This is a genomic window from Lysobacter sp. CA199, from assembly GCF_052078715.1.
In the GTDB taxonomy this organism is placed as follows: domain Bacteria; phylum Pseudomonadota; class Gammaproteobacteria; order Xanthomonadales; family Xanthomonadaceae; genus Lysobacter.
The window spans coordinates 111530-127730 of sequence record NZ_JBQJIL010000009.1; the positions used below are offsets into that span (position 1 = coordinate 111530).

Annotated in this window: 12 protein-coding genes; 8 read left to right on the forward strand and 4 right to left on the reverse strand. The window is 66.6% G+C overall.

The features are described from left to right. Nucleotides 1–20 precede the first annotated feature (20 nt). Together ACTOWJ_RS17415 and ACTOWJ_RS17420 are read right to left on the reverse strand one after the other, a co-directional pair. A complete protein-coding gene (locus ACTOWJ_RS17415; RefSeq protein WP_441335886.1) occupies nucleotides 21–935 on the reverse strand; it encodes an OmpA family protein in 915 nt (304 codons plus the stop codon). Between the two features lie 321 nt (nucleotides 936–1256). Continuing rightward, complete coding sequence (locus ACTOWJ_RS17420; RefSeq protein ID WP_441335887.1) at nucleotides 1257–3332, reverse strand: S8 family peptidase; 2076 nt, start codon at nucleotides 3330–3332, stop codon at nucleotides 1257–1259. Nucleotides 3333–4617: 1285 nt separating this feature from the next. On the opposite strand from ACTOWJ_RS17420, the gene rplU reads away from it, so the two are divergent. From rplU to cgtA, 3 genes are all read left to right on the forward strand, one after another. After that, the gene (rplU, locus tag ACTOWJ_RS17425) at nucleotides 4618–4938 is read left to right on the forward strand and encodes a 50S ribosomal protein L21 (RefSeq protein ID WP_441335888.1); all 321 of its coding nucleotides are present in this window, start codon (nucleotides 4618–4620) and stop codon (nucleotides 4936–4938) included. A 12-nt stretch (nucleotides 4939–4950) separates the two neighbouring features. Continuing rightward, complete coding sequence (rpmA, locus tag ACTOWJ_RS17430; protein WP_441335889.1) at nucleotides 4951–5211, forward strand: 50S ribosomal protein L27; 261 nt, start codon at nucleotides 4951–4953, stop codon at nucleotides 5209–5211. Between the two features lie 185 nt (nucleotides 5212–5396). Beyond that, nucleotides 5397–6464 carry an Obg family GTPase CgtA gene (gene cgtA / locus ACTOWJ_RS17435; RefSeq protein WP_441335890.1) on the forward strand — a complete coding sequence of 356 codons (1068 nt, stop codon included), beginning with the start codon at nucleotides 5397–5399 and terminating at the stop codon, nucleotides 6462–6464. A gap of 324 nt (nucleotides 6465–6788) precedes the next feature. Here cgtA and rpsT read toward each other — a convergent pair whose 3' ends face one another. Next, a complete protein-coding gene (gene rpsT, locus ACTOWJ_RS17440) occupies nucleotides 6789–7058 on the reverse strand; it encodes a 30S ribosomal protein S20 (protein WP_031371909.1) in 270 nt (89 codons plus the stop codon). A gap of 136 nt (nucleotides 7059–7194) precedes the next feature. On the opposite strand from rpsT, the gene murJ reads away from it, so the two are divergent. From murJ to ispH, 5 genes are all read left to right on the forward strand, one after another. Beyond that, complete coding sequence (gene murJ, locus ACTOWJ_RS17445) at nucleotides 7195–8826, forward strand: murein biosynthesis integral membrane protein MurJ (RefSeq protein ID WP_441335891.1); 1632 nt, start codon at nucleotides 7195–7197, stop codon at nucleotides 8824–8826. Between the two features lie 148 nt (nucleotides 8827–8974). Next, on the forward strand, nucleotides 8975–10009 hold the full coding sequence (locus ACTOWJ_RS17450) for a bifunctional riboflavin kinase/FAD synthetase (protein WP_441335892.1): 1035 nt from the start codon (nucleotides 8975–8977) through the stop codon (nucleotides 10007–10009). 86 nt (nucleotides 10010–10095) lie between these two features. Continuing rightward, nucleotides 10096–12909: an isoleucine--tRNA ligase gene (ileS, locus tag ACTOWJ_RS17455; RefSeq protein WP_441336099.1), complete on the forward strand. Its 2814-nt coding sequence runs from the start codon at nucleotides 10096–10098 to the stop codon at nucleotides 12907–12909. Nucleotides 12910–13021: 112 nt separating this feature from the next. Further along, complete coding sequence (gene lspA, locus ACTOWJ_RS17460; RefSeq protein ID WP_441335893.1) at nucleotides 13022–13552, forward strand: signal peptidase II; 531 nt, start codon at nucleotides 13022–13024, stop codon at nucleotides 13550–13552. 226 nt (nucleotides 13553–13778) lie between these two features. Beyond that, nucleotides 13779–14729 carry a 4-hydroxy-3-methylbut-2-enyl diphosphate reductase gene (gene ispH, locus ACTOWJ_RS17465; RefSeq protein ID WP_441335894.1) on the forward strand — a complete coding sequence of 317 codons (951 nt, stop codon included), beginning with the start codon at nucleotides 13779–13781 and terminating at the stop codon, nucleotides 14727–14729. 16 nt (nucleotides 14730–14745) lie between these two features. On the opposite strand, the gene ACTOWJ_RS17470 is transcribed toward ispH, so the two are convergent. Continuing rightward, nucleotides 14746–16029: a cation:proton antiporter gene (locus tag ACTOWJ_RS17470; protein ID WP_441335895.1), complete on the reverse strand. Its 1284-nt coding sequence runs from the start codon at nucleotides 16027–16029 to the stop codon at nucleotides 14746–14748. Between the last annotated feature and the right edge of the window lie 172 nt (nucleotides 16030–16201).

The following is a 16201-nucleotide window of genomic DNA, read 5'->3' on the forward strand; positions in this document are numbered from 1 at the left end:
CGGGAGGCCTGGCCTGATCCTTACTTGACCACGTTGAAGCGCAGCGGCGTCGCCGCCGTGCCGGGTTCGCCGCGGGTATCCAGCGAGCCCGGGTTGGCCCCGGCGACGATCAGCTGGACCTTGACCGCCTCGGCGCGCTGGCGCGAGAGCGCTTCGTTGTCGGCGGCCTGGCCGGCCGCGCCGCCCGGTCCGACGATTTCGTAGCGCGCGTCCTTGGGGCCGTCCTGTATGGCCTTGGATGCGCGGCTGAGGATGTCCAGGCTGGCCGGGGCGATACGCGCGCCGCCCTCGTCGAAGCGCAGGTTGATCAGATTCAGCGCCTTGGCGATATCGGCCGCGCTGGCCTTGCCTGGCGCGAGCGCGGCCAGGGCCTGGGCGGCGGCGTCGCTGGACGCGGCCGCGCCGCCGACGCCTTCGAACAGGCCGCCGTAGACGTAGCCCGGGAACAGGGTCTTGGCTTTTTCCAGCAACACCGCGCGGTCGCCGTCGCCGGCCTGTCCGCTGAGTTCGATCGTGTTGCCTTCCAGGCTGACCGCCACGCCCGGCATGGTCAGCGCGGCGACGAATTGCGGCAGCTTGTCCTGCCACGGCGCCGGTTTGGCCGCCTTGTCGACGGCGAGGTTGCCGGTGATCTGGCCGGCATAGGCCTGGCTGAGGGCGATGCCGAGCGCCTTGCGGGTGGCGTCGCTGTCGACGGTGCCGTCGTAGCGGATCGCGCCGTTGTTGTTGACCAGGCTGATCTTGGCGTCGAAGCGCACCACCGGCGCGGCGGCGACCGGCGCGGCGCCGTCGGCGGGCGCGGTATCGGCGCCGGGGGCGTTGCGGTTGCAGGCGCTCAGGCCGGCGAGCGCGGCGAGCAGCAGGCCGCCTACGCGCAGGCTGGAGGGAAACGGGCGGGTGCGACGGCGGGGAGAAGCGGGAAGGGCGGTGCGCATGAAGTCTCCGCGGTATGTGGCTCGGGGGAAACGGGCAGTGAATTTCGAGTGTTTGAGGTGCTTCAAGTTCCCTGTGCCTTTGCTCGTCATTCCCGCGAAGGCGGGCTCCGCTTTACTTCGGCTCAGCCGAGCATCCAGTGCCTTTCGTGCAATGCCTTTCGTGCGCGAACGTTCGAAGTCTCTGGATTCCCGCCTTCGCGGGAATGACGAGCAAAAGCGGAAGCCGAAAACCAAAGACCGAGAGGAGCACTCAAGTCGGCTCGATTCAGAAAAACAAAGGGCCCGGCACACCGGGCCCTTCGTCGTCACGCTTGCCTGCGATCAGCGGCTGGAGCTGTACTCGATCGAAACCGGATCAGCACATTCCTGGGTACCGTTGTTGCACAGCTTGTAGCTCATGGTGCCGCTGCCGATGATGCGGAAGGTATCGGTGTTGGCGCCGGTGTTGCGCACGGTCTTGAGGATCGCGCCATTGCGCCAGATGTCGATGTTCTTCTTGCCCTTCTCCCACGACAGGTTGACCGACGTGCGGTGGTTCGGCAGCGCGCTGGCCTTGGCTTCGACGCGACGCGGATAGTTGGCGTCGACGAAGCTCGGGTACAGCGACACGCCGGCGGAGGCGCGGAAGCCCTTGACGTTGACGTACCACACGCCGCCCTGCGGGGTCGGGAAGAAGCAGGTCTCGTTGTTGCCCGAGGTGTACGGACGGCAGTCGTAGGACGTGTTGGTCGGTTCGGAACCGTACTTGACGTAGATGTCCGAATCGCCGGTGCCGCCGTACATGGCGAGCAGCAGGTTGGACGCACCGTTGGGAACCAGCAGTTGGTACTTGATGGTGCCGTTGGCGGCGACTTCGATGTTGGTCACGGTGATGCCGTTCTCCAACTCGATGGCCGGCGGCTGCACCGGCGGTTCCGGATCCGGCGGCAGCGGTTCGGTGCCCTTGGCCACGGCGACCGCGTAACGCGCGTCGACGATGCCCGAGCCGCACCAGTTGTCGAAGCTGCAACCGCCCGGCTGGCCGCCGACATGCGCGGTGTTGACCAGGATCTTCTCGATCTGGGCCGGGGTCAGCGGCGACGGCGCCGCGGACTGCATCAGCGCGACCGTGCCGGCCACGTGGGGAGCCGCCATCGAGGTGCCGGCCATCCACGCGTAGCCTTCGCCTTCCTGGCCCTGCAGGCCCAGATTCAGCGTCGACAGGATGTTGTCGGCCGCCGGCACCACACCGGAACCGCCCGGCGCTGCGACGTCGACTTTGGCGCCGAAGTTGGAGTAACCGGCCTTCGCGCCGGTCGGACCGACCGCCGAGACCGCGACCACGTTGTCGCAGTTGGCCGGCGAGAAGTCGGCGACGTCGCCGGCGGAATTGCCCGCGGCGATGACCACCGTGGTACCGCGCGCGCGCGCATCGGCGAAAGCGACTTGTTCGGCCGCGCTGCAGGCGCCGCTGCCGCCGAGGCTGAGGTTGATCACTTCGGCCGGAGTGGCGTTGGCGGGGACGCCGGCGACGGTGCCGCCCGAGGCCCAGGTCACCGCATCGATGATGTCGGAGGTGTAGCCGCCGCACTTGCCCAGCACGCGTACCGGCTGAACCTTGGCGCCGTGCGCGACGCCGGCCACGCCGGCGGAGTTGTTGGCCACTGCGGCGATGGTGCCGGCCACGTGGGTGCCGTGCCAGCTGCTGTCGGAGGGCTGGCCGAACAGATCGCATTCGCCGTCGTGCCAATCGCCCGGATCGTTCGGATCCGCGTCGCGGCCGTCGCCGTCCACGCTGACTTCCGTATCGACGATGAAGTCGTAGCCCGAAACGATGTTGGCGTTGAGATCGCTGTGCGGGGTGATGCCGGTATCGAGCACGGCGACCACGATGCCGTCGCCGGTGGTGATGTCCCAGGCCGGTTCGAGGTTCAGGCCGCCCGGGCCGTTCTTGTAATGCCACTGCTGGGCGTAGCCCGGATCGTTCGGAACCATCGCCCGCTGCTTGAGGCGGTCGGGCACGACTTCGATGATGCTCGGGTCTTGCTTCATCAACTCGATCGCCAGTTCCTTCGTCGCGGCGGCGTCGAGCGCGGTGTCGGTCTTGATCAGATTCGAGCCGGTGGCCAGCGTGCGCATCGGCATGATGCCCAGGCCGAGCTTGGTCGCGGTCTTGGCGTAGAGCTGGTCGCTCGAAACGGCGGCCTTGGTCGAAGCGCCGGCGGCGCGGGTGATGATGAAACGACTATGGGTTTCGGTGGCGGCCTGCTTGGCGGCCGCCTTGGGCGAGATCGCCTTGGCCACATGCGATTTGTTGACGGCTTGGAGCTTGCCGCCGGAATAAGCCACCGGCGCGATTACCGCTGCGGTAGCCAGCGCCAGTGCGGTCCATTTCAACGAACGTGCTTTGCGAGTCATGACAAACATCCTTGATCCTTCGTTGCGCATGATCCCCTTCGCATCCCCTGTCTAGCGTCGGGCCTTGGTCCGCGGCCGGCGTGCCGTACTACCGCCGCGGGACTTCCTTGACGCAGCGTGCCTGGCGAGTGTCGACGCCGTCGCGCTGCGCAGTTGAATCGCAGGCGCACGTTCCCGTTTCCGCGCGCGGGAGGCGGCGCGGAAGAATCGAATTCATGCGTCTGTTCGCGCACGGCAAAGCCGCTGCGCCAAAAACCGGTTTGACCGATGACTGCAAACCACATGCAGAGTGTCCCCGAATAACTCGACCGCCTCATCCTGGCGCGCATGCGTCGCATACGCTGCGCATCGATGCGGCTGTTCCTTGTCTCGCGACCCCCTGCAAGTCGCTCGCATTCGAAACTAATTGAGCGCACCCAGTGCATGCAAGTGTCATTGAAGCTGTGATATCCGTATGAATGCGACTGAGCGCACATACACGCGCAATGCATGCGAATGAACAGATCGACGGGACGTGCGCGCATGCCTTGAAACACAGGCTTTTACGCGGCCACGAATGCCTGCGCGGACGACGATGGCGATTTTCACGTCGAGACAAGTTTCTTTCGAAACTGTGAACTGAGTCGGTCTATTTTTCGCAATGCGGCCGGCAGTTTCATGAAGTGCTTCACGATTCTTCCGTGGGTTTGCGACGCGTCGCGTTCGTGATGCGCGGCACGCACGATCGGAAAATTGCGCGACGGGACCGGTGTGTTTCAGGGTCGAAACATCGCGCGCGCGAACCCATTTCGGTTGTGGCTTTCGGTTGGGGCTTTGACCGGCCGCGTGGCCGCGTGCCGGGATATCGGCAGGTTCGAACCGGCCGTTTCGCACGGCCGACGATGGAGACTGTCCGACGCAGGAGCGGCCGATGGCGTAAGGGGCGGGCAGGCGAGCCGACATTCGCAGGCCGGCGCTGGCCTTTGCTGGACGGATTCGGGCCCGCTCGGCGCCGGGTGGAGCCTGGCCGGCTGGAGGCGCCTGGCGAGACCGGAGTGCGGTTTGGCGAGGGTGGACCGCCCGGCGCGACGTCGCAGGCCGTTGAGTTTCATTAAGTTATTGATTTTAAATGGGTCGGGCGGTGGGGCAGCCGAGTGAGGCAATCCCAGGGCCATTCAGGATCGCGCCCGTTCCGCCCGGCGTTGGCCCATAGTTGCCGTAACTCGCTGAAGTGCATACAATTCCGCTTCTGTCCGCCCAAAACGGGTGCGGCAGGACCAAAAATAACTACAGAGGAATCCTGGTCATGTACGCAGTACTGGTCACCGGCGGTAAGCAATACCGCGTGATGCAAGGCGAGACGCTCCGCGTCGAGCTGCTCGATGTCGAAGCCGGCAGCGAAATCAAGTTCGACAGCGTCCTGATGTTGGGCGATGGCGAAGGCGTGAAGCTCGGCGATGCGCTCAAGGGCGCCAGCGTCACCGCCAAGGTCGTCGGCCACGGCCGCGCCGATAAGATCCGCATCGTCAAGTTCCGCCGTCGTAAGCACCATCGCAAGCAGATGGGCCATCGTCAGCACTACACCGAAATCGAAATCACCGGCATCGCCGGTGGTGACAACAAGTAAGGAGCAGCAGCCATGGCACATAAAAAGGGCGTAGGTTCTACCCGCAACGGCCGCGACTCCAACCCGAAGTACCTGGGCGTGAAGATCTACGGCGGCCAGGCCATCGAGGCCGGCAACATCATCGTGCGTCAGCGCGGTACCCAGTTCCATCCGGGCATGGGCGTCGGCCTCGGCCGCGACCACACCCTGTTCGCGCTGGTCGATGGCAAGGTCGAGTTTTCGACCAAGGGCCTGAAGAAGCGCCGCACCGTCAGCGTCGTCGCCGCGGAGTAATCGCGCCGCGACGTGCCGCGAGGAGCCCCGCTTCGGCGGGGCTTTTCGTTTCTGGCCGGGATCGGAGATTTGGGATTGAGGGTTCGCAAAAGCGAAAAGCCCGCTGACCCAGTCTCGCTACAATCCCGCCATCCCGGTTTTTGTTTCTACGAATCCCGTATCCCCAATCCCGAATCCCGGCTCTTATGAAACTCGTAGACGAAGCAGAAATCCAAGTCATCGCCGGCAACGGCGGCAACGGCTGCGTCGGTTTCCGTCGCGAGAAGTTCATTCCGCTCGGTGGGCCGGACGGCGGCGATGGCGGCGCCGGCGGCAGCGTGTTCATCGTCGCCGACGAGAACGTCAACACCCTGGTCGATTTCCGTCATCAGAAGCAGTTCCGCGCCAGGCGCGGCGAGAACGGCATGGGCCGCCAAGCCTACGGCAAGGGCGGCGACGATCTGGTCATCGTCGTACCGGTCGGCACCGTGGTCACCAATGTCGAAACCGACGAAGTCATCGGCGATCTGACCGCGCACGGCGATCGCCTGCTGGTCGCGCGCGGCGGCAAGGGCGGCTTGGGCAACATGCATTTCAAGAGCTCGGTCAACCGCACGCCGCGCAAGGCCTTGCCGGGCCTGCCGGGCGAGGAGCGCGAGCTCAAGCTGGAATTGAAGCTGTTGGCCGACGTCGGCCTGCTGGGCTTCCCGAACGCGGGCAAGAGCACCCTGATCCGCGCGGTTTCGGCGGCGACGCCGAAGGTCGCGGACTATCCGTTCACCACGCTGTATCCGAATCTGGGCGTGGTCAGCGTCGAGGCGCATCGCAGCTTCGTGATCGCCGATATTCCCGGGCTGATCGAAGGCGCGGCCGACGGTGCCGGCCTGGGTGCGCAATTCCTGCGCCATCTGCAGCGCACGCGTCTGCTGCTGCACCTGGTCGATATCGCGCCGATGGAAGGCGGGGTGGAGGGCGTAAGCCCGGCCGAGCAGGTGCGCGCGATCGAGAACGAGCTGCACAAGCACGATCCCGAATTGTTGGCCAAGCCGCGCTGGCTGGTGCTCAACAAGGCCGATCTGTTGCTGGAAGAAGAGCAGCAGGCCGCGGCGCAGGCGATCATCGACGAGCTGGGCTGGAAGGATCGCTGGTACCTGGTCTCGGCGATCGGTCGCGACGGCACCTTCCCGATCATGCAGGACGTGATGGCGTTCTTCGACCGTCAGCGCGCAGAGGCCCTGGAAGCTGCGCACGCCGCCGGCGACCATGTGCCCTGAGCCTTCGGCTCATCGACTCCCGATTGGCGGTCTGGCGCGGCGCGTAATGCGTCGCGGCCGGCTTGCGCGTGCGGCGGGGCCTGCGGCAATGGGTGCGCGCGTACGCGCGACTTCAATATCGCTTCACCGAGGGCATCGATGATGCCCGGCATGCGGACCCCGATCGAAGTCGCCACGGCATCGGCTCATGCGCGCGATAAAGCGGCACCGAACCAGGCCGCGCAAAGCGGCGCCGAACAAAACAAAAGCCCGGCCGAAGCCGGGCTTTTGCATGCCGCCGCGAACGAGCGAGTCGTCGCGAACAGCGATGTCGCATCGCAGTGCTTAGGCCGCGGCCAGCGCCTTGATACGGGCCGACAGGCGGCTCTTGTGACGTGCGGCCTTGTTCTTGTGAATCAGGCCACGGGCGCTGAAACGGTCGAGGATCGGCTGAGCGACGTCGAACGCGGACTTGGCACTCGCGGCGTCGTTCTCGCCGAGGGCCTTCAGCACCTTCTTGACGGCGGTACGCAGCATCGAACGCTGGCTGGCGTTACGGGCGTTACGCACGACAGTCTGCTTGGCGCGCTTCTTGGCGGACTTGATGTTTGCCACGGTGGATTCCTGGAAAATTTGGTTGAAAGCGTAATGGAACTGGACGAAGAGATGCAGCTGAAAACGCAATTACGGAAAATCAGACCGAAAAGTATGGCCGATTCAGTGGGTTGGGTCAACTGTGTGGAGGCGCTGGATGAGTAAGGGCGGCGGTTTGTTGCGCTCCTCGGTCATTTTCAGCGCCATGACCCTGATTTCGCGGGTCTCCGGGCTGCTGCGCGACCAAGTCTACGCCTGGCAGTTCGGCGCCAGTCCGGCCATGGACGCGTTCTTCATCGCGTTCAGGATTCCGAACTTCATGCGCCGGATTTCGGCCGAAGGCTCGTTTTCGATGGCCTTCGTGCCGGTGCTGGCCGAGTACAAGGAGCAGCGCGACCACGCCGCGGTCAAGGAACTGGTCGATCGGGTCACCGGCACCCTGGCCGCCGCGCTGCTGGCGATGACGGCCGTGGTGGTCATCGCCGCGCCCTGGGTCATGAAGCTGTTCGCGCCGGGCTGGGATCCGTTCAGCGAGCAATACCGGCTGGCGACGGAAATGCTGCAGATCACCTTCCCGTATGCCTTGTTCATCTCGTTGGCCTCGCTGGCCGGCGGGATCCTCAACAGCTACGAGAAATTCGCCATTCCGGCCTTGTCGCCGGTGCTGTTGAACATTTCGATGATCGCCGCGGCGGTGTGTTCGGTGCCGCTGATGCGGCCGTTGAACTTGAACCCGGTGCTGGCGCTGGCCTGGGGCGTGTTCTTCGCGGGCATCCTGCAACTGGTGTTCCAGTTGCCGGCGCTGGCCAAGCTGGGGTTGTTGCCGCGGCCGCGCTGGGGCGGGGCGCACCAGGGCGTGCGCAGGATCATGCGGCTGATGGTGCCGACCCTGTTCGGCTCGTCGGTGGCCCAGGTCAATCTGCTGCTCAATACCGCGCTGGCCTCGTTCCTGATCGTCGGCAGCGTGAGCTGGCTGTACCTGACCGACCGGCTGCTGGAGTTCCCGTTGGGGATGTTCGGTGTGGCGATCGGCACGGTGATCCTGCCGCACCTGTCCAAGCGCCATGCCGCCACCGACACCGAGGGCTATTCCAAGGGCCTGGATTGGGGCTTCCGCCTGTGCCTGCTGATCGGCATTCCGGCGTGTCTGGGGCTGGTGCTGTGCGCCGAGGCGCTGATCGCGGCCCTGTTCCAGTACGGCAAGCTGCATGCGCGCGATACCGAAATGATCCGCCTGAGCCTGATGGCGCAGTCGACCGCGGTGCCGGCGTTCTTGTTGGTCAAGGTGCTGGCGCCGGCGTTCTACTCGCGCCAGGACACCAAGACCCCGGTCAAATCGGCGGTGGTTTCGGTCGCGGTGAATCTGCTGTCGACCGTGGCGCTGCTGCTGGCGGTGCTGTATTTCACCGACGCCGGCCAGGCCGCGCTGGCCAAGACCGGCGATCTGCGCAAGGCGCTCGGCGAGATCCCCGGCGCGCACGCGTGCCTGGCGCTGGCGATCGCGATCGCCGGCTGGACCAACGCCGTGCAACTGGCCTGGTATCTGCGCCGGGCCAAGGTCTATCGGCGCCAGCCGGGCTGGGGCCGGTTCCTGCGCCAGATCGCGGTCGCCAGCGTGGCGATGACCGTGGTGGTGCTGAGCCTGCTGTGGCTGTGGCAGGGCTGGACCGTGTGGCCGTGGTGGGAGCGCCTGCTCAAGCTCGCGGTCGTGGTCGGCGCGGGCGGCGGCGTGTACGGCGCGGCGTTGTGGCTGCAGGGCATCCGCATGCGCGATCTGCGCGGGCACTGAGCCGCGGATGCCGGCGGTGGCGGCAGATGCCGCCATCGTCCGCGAAACGACGCCCCGGGTGCCGTTGAGACTTGCGGGCGGCGGCTATACTTCCTTATTCATCCTTCGAGCATGTCCCGGGCGAACCGGGCCCCACGCCAGAACCTTAATGAGCAGGCTGTTTCGTGACGTCGATAGCGGGCCGCGATGCCCGCACGGCAGTGTGGTCTGCATCGGCGCCTTCGATGGCCTGCACCTCGGGCATCGCGCGCTGGTGCGCCACACGGTTTCGCGCGCGCGCGCGCTGGACGTGCCGGCGGTAGCGCTGAGTTTCGAGCCGCTGCCGCGCGAGTTTTTCGCCCCTGGCGCGCCGCCGCCGCGCTTATTGCTGCCCCGGGCCAAGGCCGAGGGCTTGCTGGCGCTGGACGCCGACCAGGTCGGCCTGCTGCGCTTCAACCGGCGCTTGAGCAGCCTGAGCGCGGAGGAATTCGTCGAGCGCGTGCTGGTCCAGCGACTGGCCGCGCGCGAAGTCTGGGTCGGGCCCGAGTTCCGTTTCGGCAAGGCGCGCGGCGGCGACATCGCGCTGCTGCGGCGGATGGGCGAGGCCGCGGACTTCAGCGCGCACGAGATCGAGCCGGTGCACCTGGACGGCGAGCGGGTGTCGAGCACCCGCATCCGCGAAACCATTCTGGCCGGCGATTTCGCTGCCGCGGCCGCGTTGCTCGGCCGGCCCTACGCGATCGGCGGACATGTGGTGCACGGCCGGCAACTGGGCCGCACGCTCGGATTTCCAACCGCCAATCTGCGTTTCGGCGGCAAGACTCCGGCCTTGTCGGGCATCTATGCGACCTGGGTGCACGGCGTCGGCGAACGGCCCTGGCCGTCGGTGTCGAGCCTGGGCACGCGGCCGACCGTGGCCGGCGTGGAGCCGTTGCTGGAAGCGCACCTGTTCGATTTCGACGGCGACCTGTACGGTCGCAGGATCGAGGTCGAATTCGTCGCGCACCTGCGCGCCGAACTCAAGTTCCCCGATCTGGCTTCGCTGACGCAGCAGATGCACCGCGATGCCGCGCAGGCGCGCGAGCTGTTGCGGCTCGATGCCCAGCGTCGCCCGCACTACGATTCCCCGGTTTCACCATCCGACATTCGACGTGCGTCTACGTCGCCAGCTCAGGCCGCGAGCGCGGCCGAGAAAACTGCCTGAGACCTGCTGTGACCAACGATTCGAGCCAATCCGCCCCCGCCAATCCGTACAAGGCCACGTTGCTGCTGCCGGCGACCGACTTCCCGATGCGCGGCGATCTGCCCAAGCGCGAGCCGGAAACCCTGGCGCGCTGGGAAGGCGAGGGCTTGTATCAGCGAATTCGCGAGAAAACCGGCGGCCGCGAGCGCAGCTTCGTCCTGCACGACGGTCCGCCGTTCGCGAACGGCGAGATCCACATCGGCCACGCGCTCAACAAGGTGCTCAAGGACATCGTGGTCAAGTCCAAGTTGTTGTCCGGCTTCGACGCGCCCTACGTGCCGGGCTGGGACTGCCACGGCCTGCCGATCGAGCACAAGGTCGAGAAAGAATTCGGCAGGGTCGGGGATAAACTCGACGCCGCGGCCTTCCGCGCGAAGTGCCGCGCGTACGCGACGACCCAGATCGAGCTGCAGCGCCGCGACTTCAAGCGCCTTGGCGTGATCGGCGATTGGGAAAATCCATACCTGACCATGGATTTCCGCTACGAGGCGGACATCATCCGTTCGCTGGCCAAGATCGTCGAACGCGGCCACCTGCTGCGCGGCTCCAAGCCGGTGCATTGGTGCTTCGACTGCGGCTCGGCGCTGGCCGAGGCGGAGATCGAGTACCAGGACAAGGAATCGACCCAGATCGACGTCGGCTACGTCGCCAAGCACGCGCGCGGGCTCGCCGCGCTGTTCGGCGCGACGATCGACGAGGACGCGATCATCGCGGTGCCGATCTGGACCACCACGCCGTGGACCCTGCCGGCCAGCTTGTCGGTCACCGTCGGTCCCGAGTTCGATTACCTCCTGGTCGAAGGCCCCAAGCGCGCCGACGGCGGACGCCGCCTGCTGGTGCTCGCCGAGGCCCTGGCCGAGCGCGCGCTCAAGCGTTACGGCGTCGATGAGGTCGTGGTGCACGGACGCGCGCGCGGCGTCGAACTGGAAGGTCAGCGCCTGCAGCATCCGTTCTACGCCGAGCGCGAGCTGCCGGTGCTGGTCGACAGCTACGTGTCGGCCGAGGACGGCACCGGCATCGTTCATAACGCGCCCGGCCACGGCCAGGAAGATTATGCGGTCGCGCTGAAGTACGGCCTGCTGAAAAACTACACCCCGGCCCAGTTCAATCCGGTGGACGCGCGCGGCCGTTATCTGCCGTCGACGCCGCCGGCCGATCAGCATGCGCTGGCCGGCGTGCACATCTTCAAGGTCGACCCGATCATCGTGGACGTGCTCAAGGCGCACGACGTGCTGTTGGCGTCGGGCCGGCTCAAGCACAGCTACCCGCACTGCTGGCGCCACAAGACGCCGGTGGTGTTCCGCGCCACGCCGCAATGGTTCATCTCGATGGAGCAGGCCGGCCTGCGTCGCGATGCGCTCGCCGCGATCGCCGGCGTGGCGTGGGTGCCGGGCTGGGGCGAAGCGCGCATCTACAACATGATCGAAGCGCGTCCGGACTGGACGATCTCGCGCCAGCGCCACTGGGGCGTGCCGATCGCGTTGTTCTTCGATCGCGAAAGCGGCCAGCCGCATCCGCGCACGGTGGAGATCATGCGTCAGGTCGCCGACGCGGTCGAACGCGAAGGCGTGGAGGCGTGGTACGCGATGACCGCCGAGCAGTTGCTGGGCGATGAAGCCGCGAACTACGAGAAGGTCACCGACATCCTCGATGTCTGGTTCGACTCGGGCGCCAGCCACGAATGCGTGTTGGCGCAGCGTCCGCAGGACGGTTTGCGCAAGCCGGCCGATCTGTATCTGGAAGGCTCCGATCAGCATCGAGGCTGGTTCCACAGCGCGCTGCTCAGCGGCGTGGCGATGGACGGCGTGGCGCCGTACCGCCAGGTGCTGACCCATGGTTTCACCGTGGACGAGAACGGCCGCAAGCAGTCCAAGTCGCTGGGCAATGTCGTGGTGCCGCAGACGGTCATCGACGCGATGGGCGCCGACGTGCTGCGTCTGTGGGTCGCCTCGACCGACTTCAGCGCCGAGATGTCGGTCTCCGACAAGATCCTCAAGCAAAGCGGCGACGTCTACCGTCGCATCCGCAACACCGCGCGTTTCCTGCTCGGCAACCTCAGCGGATTCGATCCGTCCCGGCATCTGCTGCCGCTGGACGAGATGGTCGCGCTGGACGGTTGGATCGTGCATCGTGCCGCCGAACTGCAGGACCGGATCGCCTCGGCGTACGAACGCTACGACTTCGCCGAAATCGTGCAGTTGCTGTCGAATTTCTGCAGCGTCGACCTGGGCTCGCTGTACCTGGACGTGACCAAGGACCGGCTGTACACGATGCAGGAGAACTCGCCCGGCCGGCGTTCGGCGCAGAGCGCGATGTATCGCATCGCCGAAGCGTTCGTGCGCTGGATCGCGCCGATCCTGGCCTTCACCGCCGACGAAATGTGGCGTCATCTGCCGGCCAACACCGAGCAGGGCCCGCGCGAAGCCAACGTGCTGTTCACCACCTGGTACGACGGTCTGGCCTTGTTGCCGGCCGACGCGGCCTTGTCGGACGAGGACTTCAAGCGTCTGCTGAGCCTGCGCGACAACGTCTCCAAGACTCTGGAGCCGATGCGCGCGGCCGGCCAGATCGGCGCCGCGTTGGAGGCGGAGATCTCGTTGCGTTGCGGCGTCGCCGATCAGAACTGGCTGGCGCCGTTGGCCGACGAGCTGCGTTTCCTGTTCATCAGCGGCGACGTGGAAGTGATCGCCGACGACGGCATCAAGGACATCGCCGTGCTCGCGGTCAAGACCGACAAGAGCAAGTGCGTGCGCTGCTGGCATTACCGCGCCGACGTCGGCGTCGATGCGGAGCATCCCGAACTGTGCGGCCGTTGCGTGAGCAACGTGGCCGGCGAGGGCGAAGTCCGGCATTGGTTCTGACCGGGCTTTCGTCCGCGTGCCCGGTTTCGCGGCTGGGCGCGCGGCGATCGGTCTTATGTCGTTTCACCTTGCTTCGTTTCACCCTCCTTTGTTTCCGTAGATTCCAGGCCCCATGACCGATACCGCAAGCAAATCCGGCAAGAACGCGCTTATCTGGCTGATCGTCTCGGCCGTGGTGATCGCGCTCGACCAGTGGAGCAAGGCCTGGGTGCTGGCTTCCTTGCCCGAGTACACGCCGGTGCCGGTGATCGACGGCTTCTGGAACTGGTACCGCAGCTACAACACCGGCGCGGCCTTCAGTTTCCTCAGCGACGCCGGCGGCTGGCAGAAGTATTTCTTCATGGTCCTGGCGGTGGCGATCAGCGGCCTGCTGGCGCGCTGGCTGGCGCGCACTCCGCGCGGCGACTGGAAGACCGCGCTGCCGTACGCGCTGGTGATCGGCGGGGCGATCGGCAACGTGATCGACCGGCTGATGCACGGTCACGTGGTCGATTTCATTCAGTGGTACGTGGGCAAGTACCACTGGCCTTCGTTCAACATCGCCGACTCGGCGATCGTGGCCGGGGCGATCGGTATCGCCGCGTATGGCCTGTTCGCCGGCAAGCCCGAGGGCGATCGCCGGCCGGGTACAGACAAGGCCTGAAACCGGTCGGCAGGGCGCCTGCTTGCCCTCACCCTGGCCCTCTCCCGCGAGCGGGAGAGGGCCAGGGTGAAGGTGCGACGAGTCGCAGTGCTGCTGTAAACACGGCCACAGCAATTACCGGCGCGGCCGCACGAATCTCGCGCCCACTGAGATGGAACCACCCGTTCCGGTTCCGGCACCTGTGCCGCGACGCCGCCTTTCCGCCACAGGAGTACAATCACGTCCCATGGACGTCCTGCTAGCCAACCCCCGCGGCTTCTGCGCCGGCGTCGATCGCGCGATCGAGATCGTCAAACGCGCCATCGAAACCCTCGGCGCGCCGATCTACGTGCGCCACGAAGTGGTGCACAACCGCTTCGTCGTCGACGACCTCAAGCATCGCGGCGCCGTGTTCGTGGAAGAACTCGACGAAGTGCCCGACGGTGCGACCGTGATCTTCAGCGCCCACGGCGTGTCCAAGGCGGTGCGCGAGGAAGCCGAACGGCGCCAGTTGAAGGTGTTCGACGCGACCTGTCCGCTGGTCACCAAGGTCCACCTGGAAGTCTCGCGGCATTGCCGCGCCGGCCGCGACGTGATCCTGATCGGCCATGCCGGCCATCCGGAAGTGGAAGGGACCATGGGCCAGTGGCGGCGCGAAGCCGGCCTGGGGCGGATCTATCTGGTCGAGGACGCGGACGACGTCGGACGCCTGCAAGTCGATCAGCCCGAGAACCTGGCCTACACCACCCAGACCACCTTGTCGGTCGACGACACCCGCAGCGTGATCGAAGCGCTGCGCGCCAAATTCCCGGCGATCCAGGGCCCGCGTCACGACGACATCTGCTACGCCACTCAGAATCGCCAGGATGCGGTGCGTGAACTGGCGGCGCAATGCGACTTGGTTTTGGTGGTCGGTTCGATCAACAGTTCCAATTCCAACCGCCTGCGCGAGCTGTCCGAGCGCGAGGGCGTGGAAGCGCATCTGATCGACGGCGCGGTCGAGATCGATCCCAAGTGGGTGCAGGGCCGCAAGCGTATCGGCGTGACCGCCGGCGCGTCCGCGCCGGAAGTGCTGGTGCGCGGGGTCATCGACCGCCTGCACGAGTTGGGCGCGCAAGGCGTGCGCGAACTCGACGGCGAACCGGAAGACATGGTGTTCGCGCTGCCCAAGGAACTGCGGCTGCAATTGGTGGGCTGAGCGCGGCGCGCCCGGCTCAGCCGTATTGCAAGCGCGTTTCGGCGCTGGTCGCGCGGCGACCCAGAATCCAACGGAACAACGGCCCGGTCAGCACCGTCGACAACACCGCCAGCGTCACCAGCGCGGCGAACGCCGATTCCGACAGCAGACCTTTGTCGCGCAGGATCGTTGCCGCGACGATTTCCATCAGACCCTTGCACTGCAACAGCGCGCCGATCGCCAGGGCATCGCGCCGCGGCAGACGCGGCAGCGGCGGACAGATCAGCAACGCGGCGAGCTTGGCCGCCACCGAGATCAGCAACAAGGCGAACGCGGCCTGCATGGACGCCCAGCCCAATACCTGGCCGTCGATGCGCAGACCGCTGTGGCCGAAGAACAGCGGCGCCAGACCGATCAGCGCGTAACCGCCGAACCGTTCCAGCGGCAATCGACGCGCCCAGTTCGGCGCCATCGCCGCACCGGCGAAGTACGCCCCCAACAGCGCGTGCAGGCCCAGTCGCGAACTGGCCCAGGACCCGATCGCCAGATACGCGACGAGCGTGAGCCATACCGCCGCGCGCGGCGGCGACTTCGGCCGGCGCTGCAGCCACATGCCGACCGCGGCCAGCGCGATCAACGCCGCCACCGCCAGCGCATCCAGCGCGCCCCAGCCGCTCAATCCATCGCCGCCGTCGGCGACGAACAGCAACACCGCCAAGCCGACCCACAACACCGCGTCGTCGATGACCGCGATCGCCAGCGCGGCCTGGGTCAAGCGTCGATGCAGCGGCCCCAACTCGCGCACGATCCCGATCAGCACCGGCAGCGCGCTGACCGCCACGCACAGCCCGATCGCGATCGCGCCCAGCCAACCCGCGCCGCGCGGCGCCGTCCAGCCGGGCAGGCCGATGAAGTGAGCGTAAGCGGCCACGGTGCCGACCGCGAACGGCAGCGCCAGCGCCAGCGCCGCGCTGAGCGCGAAACGCGAAACCGACGCATGCGGTCGCGTCGCGTCGGTGGCGGCTTCAGGCAAGGGCGGACTGGCGGCGACAGAGACGTCGTCGTCGGGGCGGTAGTGGTTCTGCCGCGTCTCCAGGCCCGCACTGAACGCCAGCGCCAGCACGCCGATCCAGCCGAGCTTGTCGCCGATCGCCGAAGGCACGCTCCACTGCGGCGGCAACCAGCCACCGGCCGCCAACACCAGCCCGATCACGATCGGCACCACCGCCAGCGGCACCGAACGCCCGAGCAGACGCCACAGCGCCCACGAGCCGAGGACGAAGATCAGCGCATCGGCGGCGGCGGAGAGGACGGGGTGCATGGGCGAATGGTATCGCCTGCCGATCGGTGCGAAGCCACTTGCAGATTCCAGCGCCCGCGCAGCCGGGTTCTGGCCCCGGCGAGCGGGGAACCGCCGCACCGCGACCCCGCACAGGCCGCGCGCCGGTTTTCCGGCCCCGTTCGGCCCGAATTGACCCCCGCAGCCGGCGCGC

Coding starts and splice junctions, on each gene's coding strand:
- ACTOWJ_RS17415 (WP_441335886.1), bottom strand. CDS start 935: ATGCGCACCGCCCTTCCCGCTTCTCCCCGCCGTCGCACCCGCCCGTTT.
- ACTOWJ_RS17420 (WP_441335887.1), bottom strand. CDS start 3,332: ATGACTCGCAAAGCACGTTCGTTGAAATGGACCGCACTGGCGCTGGCT.
- rplU (WP_441335888.1), top strand. CDS start 4,618: ATGTACGCAGTACTGGTCACCGGCGGTAAGCAATACCGCGTGATGCAA.
- rpmA (WP_441335889.1), top strand. CDS start 4,951: ATGGCACATAAAAAGGGCGTAGGTTCTACCCGCAACGGCCGCGACTCC.
- cgtA (WP_441335890.1), top strand. CDS start 5,397: ATGAAACTCGTAGACGAAGCAGAAATCCAAGTCATCGCCGGCAACGGC.
- murJ (WP_441335891.1), top strand. CDS start 7,195: ATGAGTAAGGGCGGCGGTTTGTTGCGCTCCTCGGTCATTTTCAGCGCC.
- ACTOWJ_RS17450 (WP_441335892.1), top strand. CDS start 8,975: ATGAGCAGGCTGTTTCGTGACGTCGATAGCGGGCCGCGATGCCCGCAC.
- ileS (WP_441336099.1), top strand. CDS start 10,096: ATGCGCGGCGATCTGCCCAAGCGCGAGCCGGAAACCCTGGCGCGCTGG.
- lspA (WP_441335893.1), top strand. CDS start 13,022: ATGACCGATACCGCAAGCAAATCCGGCAAGAACGCGCTTATCTGGCTG.
- ispH (WP_441335894.1), top strand. CDS start 13,779: ATGGACGTCCTGCTAGCCAACCCCCGCGGCTTCTGCGCCGGCGTCGAT.
- ACTOWJ_RS17470 (WP_441335895.1), bottom strand. CDS start 16,029: ATGCACCCCGTCCTCTCCGCCGCCGCCGATGCGCTGATCTTCGTCCTC.